We start from the raw sequence: 14,084 nt of genomic DNA on the forward strand, positions 1-14,084 counted from the left end.
ACGATGACACCCCGCCGAGCAGGACGACCCCGATGATGATGGGGCGGTCGTTGGAGGCCACCGACTGGACCGCGAGCTGGCCGATGCCCTGGAGGCCGAACACCTGCTCGATGACGATCGCCCCGCCCAGGAGCACCGCGATGTCGTTGCCGAGTTGCGTCGTCAGCGGCGTCAGCGTCGAGCGCATCGCGTGCTTGTAGATCACCTGGCGTTCGGTCAGCCCCTTGGCCCTGGCCGTGCGTATGTAGTCCTCGCCGAGCACGTCGAGCAGCTGCCCGCGGGTCAGCCTCGCGTACACCGCCGCCGTGACCAGAGCGAGGGTGAACCACGGCAGGACGAGGTGCCACGCCCACTGCACCGGGTCGTCGGAGAACGGTACGTATCCGCCGGGCGGGAACAGCGTGAACCCGTTCTTCCGGGGGAGGAAGTACAGCGTGTACAACAGCACCATGCCGAGCACGAACGTCGGGAAGCTCAGGCCCACCAGCGTGACCATCTGGCCGAGGCGGTCCCCGATGCTGCCCGGGCGCCGGGCGGAGAAGACCCCGATCGGCACACCCATCGCCAGCCACATCACGACGCCCCCGATGATCAACGAGATCGTCGCGGGCAGACGCGCGGCTATCAGTTGGGCGACCGGTAGCTGGTTGCGGTAGGAGAAGCCCAGGTTGCCCTGCAGTGCGTTGCCGAGGAACTTCAGGTACTGCTGCCAGATGGGCAGGTCGAGTCCGAGGTTGCGGCGGATGAGCTCCAGGGTCTCCTCGGTCGCCTTGTCGCCGGCGATCATGCGGGCCGGGTCGCCGGGCGCGACGTAGAACAGGGCGAACACGAACACGCTCAGCGCGAGCAACACCAGCACTCCGAAGCCCAGGCGCTTCATGACGAACCGGATCATGCCGAGACCTTCTTCCCCGCGGCGGCCATCTTGGCGAACCGTCGTGCCGCCGCCCTGCTCGAGACCCGCGAGGCCTTCGGGTCGAGGGCATCCCGAAGGGAGTCGCCCAGGACGTTGAAACTCAATGTGCTGAACAGCAGCGCGAGCCCCGGGAACAGCACGAGCCACGGGGCCGCCAGATACACCGAGGACGCCGAGGCGTCGGCGAGCATGCCTCCCCAGCTGGCCGCCGGGGGCACGATGCCCAGGCCGAGGAACGACAGGGTCGCCTCGAACACGATCGCCGAGGGGATCATCATCGTGGTGTAGATCGTGATCGTCACCGCGAGGTTGGGCAGCACGTCGACCACCATCATCGACAGGAGCCCCGCACCGAGCGAGCGGGACGCCTCGATGAACTCCCGCTGCCTCAGCGACAGCACCTGACCACGGATGATGCGCGCGAGACTCGCCCAGCTGAAGAAGATGATGACGCTCACGCTCAGCGTCAGCGACGCTCCGAACACGGACACGATCGCCAGGGCGCACAGCAGGAAGGGGACGCTCATCACCAGGTCGATGAGCCGGGACAGCACGGTGTCCACCCATCCGCCGACGAAGCCTGCGACCGTGCCGACGATCACGGCGATTACCGAGGCGGCCAACGAGGCCAACACGCCGACCAGGAGGGACACCCGCGCTCCGTAGGCGAGGCGCACCAGGACGTCCCGCCCGAGGTGGTCGGTGCCGAGCAGGAACTCACGGGACGGGCCGACCGGCAGCCCCGCCGGGGTGAGCCCCGTGTCGCGGAACTGCTCGGCCTCGCCGTGGCCGGTCCACTGCGCGACGAGCGGTGCGGCGAGCGCGAACGCGATCAGCGCGAGGATGAACAAGCTCGCCACCACGCTGGCGGGATCGCGGCGCAGGCGTCGCCACGTGAGCGCCAGCGCGCCGCGTCCCGTCACCTCGATCGCGCTCATGCCCGCTCTCCCGCCTGCACGAGCAGTTTCCTCGGTGTGCCGGGGTCGCGGAGTGTGGCATGCATGCTCGCCTCCAGGAGTCGTCGAGTGAACGGATGGTGTGGATGGTCGTGGACCTGCGCGGCGTCGCCGAGCTCGACGATCTGGCCCGCGTCCATCACGGCGATCCGGTCGGAGATGTGCCGGACCACCGCCAGATCGTGCGAGATGAACAGGTAGGACAGCCCGAACTCAGCCTGAAGTTCCTTCATCAGGTTGAGCACCTGCGCCTGGACCGAGACGTCGAGCGCGGACACGGGCTCGTCACAGATGATGAGGGACGGATTCAGTGCCAGTGCCCGGGCGATGCCGATGCGCTGGCGCTCCCCGCCCGAGAACTCCCCGGGAAAGCGGTTGTAGTGCTCGGGCTTGAGCCCGACCACCTCCATCAGGTGCTGCACGAGGCGGCGCCGCTCGTCCCCGAACGCCAGATGGTGGATCCGGAACGGGTCGCCGATGATCGCTCCCACGCGCCGGCGGGGATTGAGCGAGCCGATCGGGTCCTGGAACACGATCTGCACCTCCTTGCGCAGCTGATGCCACTGCCGCGCGCCAAGGGTCGACAGGTCGTGCCCCGCGAGCCGCACTGTGCCCGCGTCCATCGGCTGGAGCCCGGCGATCACTCGTGCGAGGGTGGACTTCCCGCAACCCGACTCCCCCACCAGCCCGACGGTCTCCCCGGTGTGGACGACCAGGTCGATCCCCTTGAGCACCTCCCTGGGGGGCTGACGCCGCAGCGTCCCGCGCTGCGCGAAGCTGACGCGGACCCCGCTGACCTCCACGATCGGTGTGTTGCGCAGCAGATCGTCGGCCACGGGACGGGTGAGCCCCGGCGTCGGCACCTGCTCGCCCGTCCGGCTCGGCAGCGGTGCGGGCTCCTCGGACAGCACCGCCGGGCGCTCCAACCAGCAGGTCGCCTCGCCACCGTCGTCGTACACGCGCACGGGCGGACGCTCGAACCGGCACCGCTCCATCACCATCCGGCAACGGTCCGCGAACACGCATCCCTCCGCCACGTCCAGCAGGCTGGGCGGGCGTCCCGGGATGGCCACCAGCGGCTCTCCGGGCACTCCCCGCGAGGGGGAGGACGCGAGCAACCCGGCGGTGTACGGGTGGGCCGGCTGGCGGAAGAGTGCCTCGCTGCGGCCGGTCTCCATGCGGTTGCCCGCGTAGAGAACCATGAGGTCGTCGGCCACCGTCGCCATCAGCCCGAGGTCGTGGCTGATCATCACGATCGTCGTTCCGAGTTCGTGACGCATCTCGTCGAGCAGCTCGATGATCTGGTGCTGGACGGTGACGTCCAGTGCGGTGGTCGGCTCGTCGGCGATCACCAGCTGGGGGTGACAGATCAGCGCCATCGCGATCATCACCCGTTGTCTCATGCCACCGGAGAACTGGTGGGGGTAGGCGGAGAACGCCTGGTCGGGTTGGATGCCGACGCGCGTCAGCATCTCGGCGGTACGCCGCTGGGCCTCGCGGGCCGGCACCTTCTCGTGCGCCTGGATGGCCTCGACGATCTGGGCGCCGACCTTGTAGAAGGGGTGGAGCGTCGACAGCGGGTCCTGGAAGATCATCCCGATCTGGGAACCACGCTTGCGGCGCAGCTCCTCGGGACTGAGGGCGAGAAGGTCCTCGCCGTCGAGCAGGGCACGCCCGGTGACCGACGCCCCCGGCAGCAGACCGGTGATGGCCTGCGTCAGCACCGACTTGCCCGAGCCCGACTCACCGACGATCCCGAACAGCGTGCCCGCCTCGACCGAGAAACTGATGTCCTGAGCGGCGTGGATGATCCCATCCTCCGTCGGGATCTGGATGCTGAGATGCTCGACGTCCAGCAACGCCATTGACGACCTCCTGAGTTCGTGGGTCGCCGGCGGGGAGCGCGATGCTCCCCGCCGGCCGGGATCGATCAGCGGGAGATGCTGACGTTCGTCCAGTCACCCTGGACGCCCAGCGCCCACGGCTTGAAGTTCTCCACCGCGGTCGAGTGATACAGAATCACCTTGGGGGCCGCGACCGAGATGATCGGGGCATCGGCCATGACCGCCTCGTCAACCTGGTGCCACAGGTCTGCGACCTTGTCAGGATCGGTCTCCTGCAGCGCCTGAGCGGCCAGCGCGTTGGCCTGTTCGTTGTTGTAGTCGACGTAGTTGTAGGTCTGGGCAGTCCCGGTGAAGGTGAACTGCGGCTGGAAGACCGAGCGCGCCGAACCACCCGCCCAGTCGGGCGTCCAGCCGACCGGGGCGATGTCCCAAGCGCCGGATGCCGTGTTCTCACGGTTGGTCATGAACTTCGAGTAGTAGTCGGCCGGCGTCACCGGGATCAGTTCGACCGTGATGCCCGCCTTGGCCAGGCTCGCCTGGATCGTCTGGGCGATGGCCGGTTCGGCGTTCTGCGTGCGATACGGCATCTTGAGGGTCAGACCGTCGGGGTAGCCCGCCTCGGCGAGCAGTTCCTTGGCCTTCTCCGGGTCGCCCGCGGAGTCGGTCGAGGGGTACGGGTCGAACTCCTCGTAGCCGAGGACGCCGGGGCCGAAGATGCCGTTGTTGACCGCCGCCACGTCCGGGCCACCGAGCTGCTGCACGACCGCTGCCTTGTCCACGGCGTAGTTCAGAGCCTGACGAACCTTGAGGTCCTTCAAGGCCCCGTTGTTGTTGTCGGTCTTGGTGTTGATCCAGATGAAGGGGTTGACCTGTCCCGACGTCAGGGTGAACAGGTTCGGGTCGTTCACGGCCGTGAGCTGCTGCAGGATCGCCGAGGGGATCGTGATGTCGAAGGTCATGTCGGCATCGCCGGACTGCAGTTGCTGCATCGCGGCATCGGCGCTCACCCCGAAGGTGATCTCGATGCTGTCCACATTGGCCGAGCGCAGCGGGTCGGACTCGGGCTTCCACGCCTCGTTGCGGACCAGGGTCATCGACTGATCGGCCACGTGCTCGGAGATCGTGTAGGGACCCGACGAGATGAAGTTCTCCCGCCACTCCGGCGAATCGGGCACGTAGTCGAGCGACTCCACCGCGACCGGGCTCACAGCCGGCAGCGACACCATGTAGATGAAGTCGCTGGCCGGTTCCGTGAGCGTGATCACGAGCTTGGTCGGGTCGGAGCTGTCGATGCCGGAGATGTCGTGGGACTCCATGTACTCCTTCATCGGCGCGGCCTCGGGGGACACCTCCTGGAAGGCCTCGCAGTACTCGTCCATGCCCTCGATGAGCGTCTGGAAGTAGCCCAGTGACGCCGCAGGAATCGAAGGATTGCACAGTTTCTCGAAGCCACGGGCGATATCGGCCGAGGTGATCTGCCGGGCGCCGGAGGGAGCGTCGAACTGTGCGCCCTCACGGATGGTGAAGGTGTAGACCAGCCCGTCGTCGGTCGGGGTCGGCACCTCGGTGGCCAGGTCGCCCTGGGCCACGATCCGCTCCGACTCGTCGGTGGAGGCCGCGTAGCTGATCAACTGCCGGGTGGTGGCGCGGAGCAGGTTGTTCGTCGACACCAGGGCGGCACTGGTCGGGTCGACATGGTCGACGTCCGCCGTGCCGACGATCTTGAGGACACCGCCGGTGGTGGCGGCTTCGGACGCGGAGTCGCCCGAATCGGACGAACCGGTACAGCCGGTGAGCAGCAGGATGGCCGACAGCGTCGCAGCGCCGAGCCACCGTGCCTTGTTCGGGTGGATCATGTGGGTTCCCTCCGGGAAACGAATGGATCAGTAATATGTTATAGACGACATTTCACTGAGCTTGAACGTCGGAAACATGACTGATACGTAAGTGTCACAAGATCGACTCAAACTACCGTTCTAATCCGCTCTGACTAGGTAATATCATCGGACGCAACTCTTCCTCACGCCGTCGCCACGACCATTTTCGTGGCTTCTGGACAGATCGGCAGACGAGTCCTGTAATATTTCACTCATGAGCCTGCCCGTGCCCGTCGAGCCACCAGCCATCACACGGCTGGGCACTCGGCGCACCCTTCGAGAGCAAGTCCTCCACGAGTTGTCCTCAGCCATCACGACGGGCCAGCTCGCCCCGGGAGAGATGGTGAGCGTCCCCAGCCTCGCCGAACGGTTCAGCGTCTCGGCCACCCCCGTCCGTGAGGCGCTGCTCGACCTGGAGCACCGCGGTTTCGTCGAGGCCATCCGGAACAAGGGTTACCGGGTGACCGAGGTGAGCGAGCAGGACCTCATCGAGGTCGTCCAACTGCGGCGCTGGCTGGAGGTCGCCGCGATCCGCGAGGCAGCCGTGGTTTTTCCCGTCGCCGAGGCCGAGCGGTTCGCCACCCTGGCAACCGCCATCGTCGGCTACGCCGCGCAGGGCGATCTGTCCAACTATCTGGCCGCTGACTGGCGCTTTCACCGCGCACTGCTGGAGCTGACCGGAAACCACCGCCTCGTGAGCACCGTCCGGGAGCTCCGCCAGCAGAGCAGGATGGTCGGCCTGCGCAACATCGTCGGCACTCCCACGCTCCTGCGCTCCGCGGAGGAGCACCAGCACCTCGTCGACCTGCTCGTCGACGGGGCCGCCGAGGACGCCGCCGACCTTCTGCACAGCCACATCGGGCACGTCCTGGGCTGGTGGTCCGGACGACCGGAGCTCCCATGACCGGCTTGCGTCGCGTCGTCGTGATCGGCGCCGGGATCATGGGTGCGGCCTGCGCACGAGCGCTGGCCCAGGACGGCCACCAGGTGACCGTGCTCGAGCGCGGGGCGGTCGCCGGCCAGACCTCCAGCCACTGCGAGGGCAACCTGCTCGTGTCCGACAAGGGTCCGGGAATGGAACTCGAGCTCGCCAAAGCCGCCCGGGCGCGCTGGCCCCAGGTCGCGGCCGAACTCGCGGCCGAACTCGGCGAGCCCCTCGGTGACATCGAGTTCGAGCCCAAGGGCGGCCTGGTGGTCGCGACGACGGAGGCCGGTGGTGCGGCCCTGACCGGCTTCGCCGCCGAGCAGCGCGGCGCCGGCATCGATGCCGAGGCCCTCGATGTCGCCTCCACCCGCCGGCTCGAACCGTACCTGAGGCCCGACTGCACCGCGGCGGTGTGGTACCCGCAGGACGCGCAGTTGCAGCCCACCATCGCCGCCGAGGCTCTGCTCGCCTCGGCACGCCTCGCGGGAGCGAGCGTCCACATCGGAACCGAGGTGCTGGGCCCGGTGCTCGACTCCGGAGGCGCCCTCACCGGCGTCCTCACCCCGGGCGGCACCTTTCCCGCCGATCTGGTGGTCAACGCGGCCGGGCCGTGGTCGGGCGACGTCGCACGGCGGATGGGCGTCCCGCTGCCGGTCCTGCCCCGCCGCGGCATGGTGCTGGTCACGTCGCGGATGCCGCAGAAGGTTTTCCACAAGGTCTACGACGGCGACTACTTCGGAACCACCCAGTCCGCCGACAGCGGCCTCCAGACCTCGACAGTCGTCGAGTCGACACCGGCCGGTACGGTGCTCATCGGCTCGTCCCGCCAGCGGATCGGGTTCACCGAGTCGTTCGAGGTCGACGTGCTGGCCGAGCTCGCACGCAAGGCCATCGAGCTGTTTCCCGTGCTGGCCGGCATGAGCCTGCTGAGAAGCTACGGCGGCTTCCGCCCGTACCTGCCGGATCATCTGCCGGTGATCGGCCTCGACCCCCGGCTGCCCGGCCTCGCGCATGTCACCGGCCACGAGGGCGCCGGCATCGGGCTGTCGGTGATATCCGCCGAACTGCTCGCCGACCAGGTCGCCGGCCGCGCCCCCGCCATCGGGACGGACGCGTTCCAGGTCACGCGACCCTCCCTGTCCGAGCACCTGAACGGAGAACCCCGATGACCAGTCGAGCGGTCGATCCGGCCGCCGACCCGATCCGCCCGGAACGAGTCGATCCGATCACCGTCCGCTTCGACGGCGTGGAGCTGCACGGCGTCCCGGGCAACAGCATCGCGGCGGTGCTGCTCGCCAACGGCATCACCTCATGGCGCGTCACCCGCGACGGGAACCACCGGGGGGTGTTCTGCGGCATCGGCGTGTGTTTCGACTGCGTCGCCGAGGTCAACGGACGCCGCGACGTACGACTCTGCCAGCGTCGCGCATGTGAGGGCGACGACATACGAACCCAGGACGACCACTCATGAACGTTGTGATCATCGGCGCCGGCCCCGCGGGCCTGGCAGCCGCCGAGGCCGCCCTGGGTCGCGGAGCCGACGTGACGATCCTCGAGGCCTCCGACCTGCCCGGCGGCCAGTACTGGCGGCATCTTCCCCCGACCCGCCCGTCCGCGGCGGAACCGGCGCTCCACCACCACTGGACGGAGTTCCAGCGTCTGCGCGCCGCGACCGAGCGGGCCGACATCGTCGGCTCGGCCCAGGTGTGGGCCGTCGAGCGCGACGACCACGGTCTGGTCCTCCGCGTCGCCGTCGGTGCAGCCGACGCCGAGGGCCGTGAGCAACGCGCTCTACGTCCCGACGCGCTCGTGCTCGCCACCGGTGCCCACGACCGTGCCCTGCCGGTTCCCGGGTGGACGCTTCCGGGCGTCTACACCGCGGGTGCCGCCCAGGCCATGGCGAAGGGAGAGCGCATCGCCCTCGGCAGCGAGGTGGTGGTCTCCGGAGCGGGACCGTTCCTCTTCCCTGTGACCCGGTCGCTGGGACAGGCGGGTGCCCACGTGCTCGGCGTGTTCGAGGCGTCCGGAGCCAAGGCGATGCTGCGCGGATGGGGGGCCCGCCCCTGGGAGCTGCTCGCCGCGGGGGGCAAGCTCGCCGAGATGGCCGGCTACCTCGGTCACCACCTGCGGGCGCGCGTGCCCTACCACCTGGGCAGCCAGGTCATCGCCATCCACGGGACCTCGAAGGTCGAGGCCGTCACCGTCGCCAGGCTCGACGCCGACTGGCACCCGCTCGCCGGCACCGAGCGCCGCATTCCCTGCGACACCGTGTGCCTCGGGCATGGCTTCGTGCCCAGGGTCGAGCTCGCGGTCGCCGCCGGATGCGATCTGACGCCGAGCCGCCACATCCGTGTCGACCCGGAGCAGCACACGTCGGCCACCGAGGTCTGGGCCGCCGGTGAGATCACCACGCTCGGCGGCGTCGACCATGCCCTGGCCACCGGCCGGATCGCGGGTTGGTGCGCAGCCGGCGGCTCCGCGGGCGACCCCGAGGTCGCCGGTGCCGTCCGGGCCAGGAACCGGTTCGCGGCGTTCGCCGACCGGATCGAGGCGGCTCACGGCATCCGCCCTGGCTGGATCGACTGGCTGCGCCCGGACACCCTCGTCTGCCGCTGCGAGGAAGTCTCCTACGACCGGATCCGCTCGATGCTCGACCAATCCGGGACGAACGGCCTGCGGTCGGCCAAGCTCACGACCCGTGCCGGGCTCGGCCTGTGCCAGGGACGCATCTGCGGCCGCACCGTCGAAACCCTGCTGGCCGCTCACAGCGGCGTCGACCAGCCCGCCGACGGCGCACTCATCGACCGGCGGCCCATCGCCGCACCGATCGCGCTGTCCGACCTCGCCCGCTCCGCCGAATCCCACGTGCCGGCACCGGTACGTACCGAACCGAAAGGACGTTCATGAGCAGCACCATCGACCTGGGGGGAGTCGTCGTCGCGACCGCCCTGGCCTTCAAGCCGGATTCTTCCGCTCCCGCCGGGCTCGCCGTCGACTACGACAAGTTCGGGGAGCACGTCGACTTCCTCATGAGCAACGGCTGCCGCGGCGTCGGGCCCAACGGCTCCCTCGGTGAGTACTCCTCGTTGACCGACGAGGAACGCCGCCAGGTGATCAAGGTGGCCGTGGACGCCGTTGCGGGCCGCGGCATCGTCATCGCCGGTAGCCACGGGGTCGGCTGGCACCAGGCCCAGCAGTGGGCGCGCTACGCGCAGGCCGACGGGGCCGACGCCGTCCTCCTGCTGCCGCCGATCATCTACCACTGCAACGACGACGAGGTCGTCGAGCACTACCGCAGGGTCGCCGAGGTCGGTCTGCCGATCATGGCCTACAACAACCCGTTCGACACCAAGGTCGACCTGACGCCCCAGTTGGTCTCACGGTTGGCCGAGATCCCCGAGGTGATCGCGGTCAAGGAGTTCTCCGGGGACGTCCGGCGCGTCTTCGAGATCAAGGAACTGTGCGACATCGACGTCATCGCCGGCGCCGACGACGTCCTGTTCGAACTCATGGTGGACGGGGCGGTCGGCTGGTTCGCCGGATTCCCGAACGTCTTCCCCGCCGAGTCGGTGGAACTGTACGAGTTGATGCGGCAAGGGCGTGTGGAGGAGGCCAAGCAGCTCTACCGCGGGCTGGTGCCGATCTTCCGCTGGGACTCCCGCGTCGAGTTCGTCCAGGCGATCAAGCTCGCCATGGACATCTGCGGCAACTCCTACGGCGGGGTGACCCGCCCGCCGCGCGGACCGCTCACCCCGGCGCACGAGGCCCAGGTGCGCGCCGACACCGAGTACGCCCTGAGGGCCCTGGCAGCCCGCGCGGCACAGTAGAGCCATGCGGTCGTCAAAGGTCTTCCACGCCGTCGACTCCCACACCGAGGGCATGCCCACCCGGGTCATCACCGGGGGCGTCGGGCCGATACCCGGTGACACGATGAACGACCGGCGTCTGTACTTCATCCAGCACCTCGACCACATCCGCCAACTGCTCGTCAACGAGCCCCGGGGACACGCGTCGATGTCGGGGGCGATCCTCCAGCCGCCGGCACGACCCGACTGTGACTGGGGGATCGTCTTCATCGAGGCCTCCGGCTGCCTGCCGATGTGCGGGCACGGCACGATCGGTGTCGCCACCGTCCTCGTGGAGACCGGAATGGTCGAGGTCGTCGAACCGGTCACCACGATCCGGCTCGACACACCCGCGGGGCTGGTCGTCGCCTCCGTCGCGGTCACCGACGGTCGCGCCGTCTCGGTCACCCTCGACAACGTGCCGGCCTTCACCGAGCGGCTGGACGAGACGATCGAGGTGCCCGGGGTCGGCACGGTTCCCTACTCCCTGGCGTTCGGCGGCAACTTCTACGCGATGGTGAATCTCGACGACGTCGGACTGCCTTTCGACCGGACGCGGCAGACCGACATCCTGAAGACCGGCCTGCGAATCATGGATGCCATCAACACACAGGCCCCGCCGTCCCACCCCGAGATCCAGGGCGTCGACTACTGCCACCACGTCGAGTTCATCGCCCCCGGGTCGACCGCGCAGCACTCGCGGCATGCGATGGCGATCCATCCCGGCTGGTTCGACCGCTCACCGTGCGGCACCGGGACGTCCGCACGAATGGCCGAGTTGTACACGCGCGGGCAGCTTCCGCTCCGGACCGACTTCGTCAACGAGTCGTTCATCGGTTCCACCTTCGTCGGACGACTCACCGGCACCACCGAGGTGGCGGGGATCCCGGCGGTCACCCCACAGATCACCGGGCGGGCCTGGGTCACCGGCACCGCGCAGTACCTGCTCGACCCGAACGACCCCTACCCCCGCGGTTTCGTCTTCTGACATCGAGGAACTCATGACCTGGCAAGACACCATCGCTGCCGCCGCTGCCGCGGCGCCGGGCTACGCGGCCACCGACCCCGGGGAACGCGCGCGTTTCCTGGTCGCCGCCGCCGAGGAACTGGAGGCCTGCGCGCCGGAGCTGGTAGGTCTCGGCATGGCCGAGACCGGGCTGGGCGAGGCCCGCCTGACCGGCGAACTGCGCCGCACGGCCTATCAACTGAGGCTGTTCGCGGAGGTCGTCGTCGAGGGTGCCTACCTCGACGTCAGGATCGACGAGGCGGATCCCGGGTTCGCCATCGGGCCGCGCCCCGATCTGCGCCGGATGAACGTGCCCGTGGGCCCGGTGCTGGTGTACGCGGCGTCGAACTTCCCGTTGGCCTTCTCGGTCGCCGGCGGCGATACCGCCGCCGCGCTCGCGGCCGGGTGCCCGGTCGTGGTCAAGGGACATTCGGGGCATCCCGGGCTCTCGGCGCGCACCGCCGAGGCACTCGTCACGGCCGCTCGACGCACCGGCATGCCCGACGGGGTCATCGGCCTCATCACGGGTCAGCAGGCGGGCATCGAAGCTCTCCAGGACGAACGGATCAAGGCCGCGAGCTTCACCGGTTCGACGAGGATCGGCGCGATGCTCGCCAGGACGGCGGCCGAGCGTCCCTCACCCATCCAGTTCTACGGCGAGCTCGGCAGCGTCAACCCCGTGGTCGTGACCCCCGCGGCCGTCGCGGAACGCGGCGCCGCGATCCTCGAGGGATTCGTCACGAGCGTCGCGGGTTCCGCGGGCCAGCTGTGCACCAAGCCGGGCTTCCTCTTCGTCCCTGACGCGGCGTCGACCGACGACGTGATCCGCGCGGCGGCGGACGTCGTCCCCGAACATCGCCTGCTCACCCGGGGCACCTCCGCGGGCTACGTCGATCGCCGCGGCGCGGTGCTGGCCGCCGGAGCCCACGTGATCGCCGACGGCGGCGTGCGAACCGACGAGGACGGGTTCGTCTGGGCACGCCCGACGCTGGTCGAGACGACCCTGTCCGAGCTGGTCGCGGCCGGTCCCGATGTGTTGGACGAGGTGTTCGGCCCGTTCAGCGTCCTCGTCCGCTACGACTCGCTCGCCGACGTCACCTCGGCACTGCCCGTCCTGTTCCCTGGGAACCTGACGGCGAGCATCCACCTCGCCGAGTCCGAGACACCCACGGTCGCGCCGCTGATCGAGGCGATGTCACGGATCGCCGGCCGCGTGCTGGTGAACGGCTGGCCGACCGGGGTCTCGGTGAGCCCGGCCATGCAGCACGGTGGGCCGTCCCCCGCCACGACCATCGACTCCACGTCGGTGGGCACCGCGGCGATAGGCCGGTTCCTGCGCGGGGTCTGCTACCAGAGCGTGCCCGCGAGCCTGCTCCCGCCGGCGGTTCGCGACGACAACCCATGGGGCGTGCCACAGCGGCGTTCCCCCGCCGGAGCCTCCACCTCGTGGGGCGAGCTCACCGGCCGGTACTGACGGCATCGACACACGACCGGGCCGCGGCGACCGCCACCTGCTAACCGCGGCTCACACGCACGACGGTCGTCGGTTCGAGCCCGGGCGCGGCCGAGGCCTCGTGGACCTCGGCGACCAGGCCGAGTTTCTTGAGCTTGGGGCGTGCTTGCTCCACCTCGTCGTGGGCCGACCCGCCTTTCAACGCGAGCAGGCAGCCGTCGGGGCCGAACAGGTCCTTCGTCCAGCCCACCAAGCGGTCGAGCGGCGCGACCGCCCTGGCCACCACGACGTCGAAGCGATCGTCCAGGTCTTCGGCCCGTCCCCGCACGACGCTCACCCGATCAGCCAGCCCCAGTTCCCCCACGACGTCGACGAGGAACGTGTACCGGCGGAGAAGCGGTTCGAGCAGGACGATTCGCAGGTCGGGCCGCAGGATCGCCAGCGGGATGCCCGGCAGTCCAGCGCCGCTGCCGACGTCCACGACACTGACCCCCTGAGGCACCATCGTGGCCAGCACCGCCGAGTTCAGGACGTGCCGTTCCCACAGCCGTTCGCCCTCCCTGGGGCCGAGCAGACCACACTCGATCCCCCGCGTCCCCAGGATCGCGACGTAGCGGGAGACCACATCCACTGAGGTGCCGAAGACCTCGGCACCGACGGCCGGAGCTTTCACTCAATCCGCTTTCCGGATCACCACACGCCGGTTCGGTTCCTCGCCCTCCGACTCACTGGTCAGGCCGGACGCGGCCACGATGTCGTGGACGATCTTGCGCTCGAAGGGGTTCATCGGGGTCAGCCGCGCGGGCTCCCCGGTCTGCTGCACCTCGAGGATCGCGTCGGTCGCCAGCCCCTGCAACTCGACACGACGCTTCTCACGGAAACCAGCCACGTCGAGCATGAGCCGGCTCCGTTTTCCGGTCTCGGTCATGACGGCGAGCCGGGCGAGCTCCTGCAGGGCCTCGAGCACCTCGCCGTCGCGGCCGACGAGGACGTCGCTGTCGGTGACGATCGACACGTGGGGACGATCCCCCTCGGTGTAGATGTCGATGTCGCCGTCCAGATCCGCGATCTCGAGAAGCTCCTCGAGGTAGTCCGCGGCGATGTCACCCTCGGTGTCGAGGGCGCTCGTCCCGGCCTGCTCGGGCGCGTTCTGCGCGTCCGGAGTCCGCTCGTCAGTGTCCATTGCATGTTCTCCTGGGTCATGGACGCGGGCCACGTCCAAAGTATGCACACCGCGGGCGCCCGTCACCGCTCGCGACGCG

Annotated in this window: 13 protein-coding genes; 7 read left to right on the forward strand and 6 right to left on the reverse strand. The window is 69.2% G+C overall.

The genetic code is table 11. The features are described from left to right. The 4 genes from FB473_RS17335 to FB473_RS17350 form a co-directional block, all read right to left on the reverse strand. The coding region (locus tag FB473_RS17335; protein WP_167172070.1) for an ABC transporter permease at positions 1 to 895 on the reverse strand (895 nt) is incomplete at its 3' end. Then, positions 892 to 1,854 carry an ABC transporter permease gene (locus FB473_RS17340; RefSeq protein WP_167171660.1) on the reverse strand — a complete coding sequence of 321 codons (963 nt, stop codon included), beginning with the start codon at positions 1,852 to 1,854 and terminating at the stop codon, positions 892 to 894. The genes FB473_RS17340 and FB473_RS17335, both read right to left, overlap by 4 nt. Beyond that, positions 1,851 to 3,737 carry a dipeptide ABC transporter ATP-binding protein gene (locus FB473_RS17345; protein ID WP_167171662.1) on the reverse strand — a complete coding sequence of 629 codons (1,887 nt, stop codon included), beginning with the start codon at positions 3,735 to 3,737 and terminating at the stop codon, positions 1,851 to 1,853. The genes FB473_RS17340 and FB473_RS17345 overlap by 4 nt, the downstream gene beginning before the upstream one ends. A gap of 65 nt (positions 3,738 to 3,802) precedes the next feature. Further along, positions 3,803 to 5,572, reverse strand: a complete 1,770-nt coding sequence (locus FB473_RS17350; RefSeq protein WP_167171663.1) for an ABC transporter substrate-binding protein — start codon at positions 5,570 to 5,572, stop codon at positions 3,803 to 3,805. A 235-nt stretch (positions 5,573 to 5,807) separates the two neighbouring features. On the opposite strand from FB473_RS17350, the gene FB473_RS17355 reads away from it, so the two are divergent. The 7 genes from FB473_RS17355 to FB473_RS17385 are packed head-to-tail and all read left to right on the forward strand — an operon-like array spanning position 5,808 to position 12,843. After that, positions 5,808 to 6,497, forward strand: coding sequence for a GntR family transcriptional regulator (locus tag FB473_RS17355; protein ID WP_167171666.1), 690 nt, complete (start codon positions 5,808 to 5,810; stop codon positions 6,495 to 6,497). Continuing rightward, positions 6,494 to 7,687 (forward strand): NAD(P)/FAD-dependent oxidoreductase, encoded by a 1,194-nt coding sequence (locus FB473_RS17360; protein WP_167172073.1) that lies wholly within the window; start codon positions 6,494 to 6,496, stop codon positions 7,685 to 7,687. The genes FB473_RS17355 and FB473_RS17360 overlap by 4 nt, the downstream gene beginning before the upstream one ends. Next, entirely contained in the window at positions 7,684 to 7,989 is a 306-nt protein-coding gene (locus FB473_RS17365) for a (2Fe-2S)-binding protein (protein WP_167172076.1), read from the forward strand. The genes FB473_RS17360 and FB473_RS17365 overlap by 4 nt, the downstream gene beginning before the upstream one ends. After that, positions 7,986 to 9,425 carry an NAD(P)/FAD-dependent oxidoreductase gene (locus FB473_RS17370; RefSeq protein ID WP_167172079.1) on the forward strand — a complete coding sequence of 480 codons (1,440 nt, stop codon included), beginning with the start codon at positions 7,986 to 7,988 and terminating at the stop codon, positions 9,423 to 9,425. Before FB473_RS17365 ends, FB473_RS17370 begins: the two co-directional genes overlap by 4 nt. Continuing rightward, positions 9,422 to 10,345: a dihydrodipicolinate synthase family protein gene (locus FB473_RS17375; RefSeq protein WP_167172082.1), complete on the forward strand. Its 924-nt coding sequence runs from the start codon at positions 9,422 to 9,424 to the stop codon at positions 10,343 to 10,345. The genes FB473_RS17370 and FB473_RS17375 overlap by 4 nt, the downstream gene beginning before the upstream one ends. 4 nt (positions 10,346 to 10,349) lie before the next feature. Next, positions 10,350 to 11,351 (forward strand): proline racemase family protein, encoded by a 1,002-nt coding sequence (locus FB473_RS17380; protein WP_167172085.1) that lies wholly within the window; start codon positions 10,350 to 10,352, stop codon positions 11,349 to 11,351. A 13-nt stretch (positions 11,352 to 11,364) separates the two neighbouring features. Next, a complete protein-coding gene (locus FB473_RS17385) occupies positions 11,365 to 12,843 on the forward strand; it encodes an aldehyde dehydrogenase (NADP(+)) (RefSeq protein WP_167172089.1) in 1,479 nt (492 codons plus the stop codon). Positions 12,844 to 12,883: 40 nt separating this feature from the next. Here FB473_RS17385 and rsmG read toward each other — a convergent pair whose 3' ends face one another. Beyond that, positions 12,884 to 13,495, reverse strand: a complete 612-nt coding sequence (gene rsmG, locus FB473_RS17390; protein ID WP_167172092.1) for a 16S rRNA (guanine(527)-N(7))-methyltransferase RsmG — start codon at positions 13,493 to 13,495, stop codon at positions 12,884 to 12,886. Continuing rightward, on the reverse strand, positions 13,496 to 14,005 hold the full coding sequence (locus FB473_RS17395) for a Jag family protein (RefSeq protein WP_167172095.1): 510 nt from the start codon (positions 14,003 to 14,005) through the stop codon (positions 13,496 to 13,498). Positions 14,006 to 14,084: the final 79 nt, after the last annotated feature.

The organism is Brooklawnia cerclae, assembly GCF_011758645.1.
Lineage (GTDB): Bacteria > Actinomycetota > Actinomycetes > Propionibacteriales > Propionibacteriaceae > Brooklawnia > Brooklawnia cerclae.

Excerpts from the sequence above, each read along its gene's own strand:
- FB473_RS17340 (WP_167171660.1), bottom strand. The coding sequence starts at position 1,854 with ATGAGCGCGATCGAGGTGACGGGACGCGGCGCGCTGGCGCTCACGTGG.
- FB473_RS17345 (WP_167171662.1), bottom strand. The coding sequence starts at position 3,737 with ATGGCGTTGCTGGACGTCGAGCATCTCAGCATCCAGATCCCGACGGAG.
- FB473_RS17350 (WP_167171663.1), bottom strand. The coding sequence starts at position 5,572 with ATGATCCACCCGAACAAGGCACGGTGGCTCGGCGCTGCGACGCTGTCG.
- FB473_RS17355 (WP_167171666.1), top strand. The coding sequence starts at position 5,808 with ATGAGCCTGCCCGTGCCCGTCGAGCCACCAGCCATCACACGGCTGGGC.
- FB473_RS17360 (WP_167172073.1), top strand. The coding sequence starts at position 6,494 with ATGACCGGCTTGCGTCGCGTCGTCGTGATCGGCGCCGGGATCATGGGT.
- FB473_RS17365 (WP_167172076.1), top strand. The coding sequence starts at position 7,684 with ATGACCAGTCGAGCGGTCGATCCGGCCGCCGACCCGATCCGCCCGGAA.
- FB473_RS17370 (WP_167172079.1), top strand. The coding sequence starts at position 7,986 with ATGAACGTTGTGATCATCGGCGCCGGCCCCGCGGGCCTGGCAGCCGCC.
- FB473_RS17375 (WP_167172082.1), top strand. The coding sequence starts at position 9,422 with ATGAGCAGCACCATCGACCTGGGGGGAGTCGTCGTCGCGACCGCCCTG.
- FB473_RS17380 (WP_167172085.1), top strand. The coding sequence starts at position 10,350 with ATGCGGTCGTCAAAGGTCTTCCACGCCGTCGACTCCCACACCGAGGGC.
- FB473_RS17385 (WP_167172089.1), top strand. The coding sequence starts at position 11,365 with ATGACCTGGCAAGACACCATCGCTGCCGCCGCTGCCGCGGCGCCGGGC.
- FB473_RS17395 (WP_167172095.1), bottom strand. The coding sequence starts at position 14,005 with ATGGACACTGACGAGCGGACTCCGGACGCGCAGAACGCGCCCGAGCAG.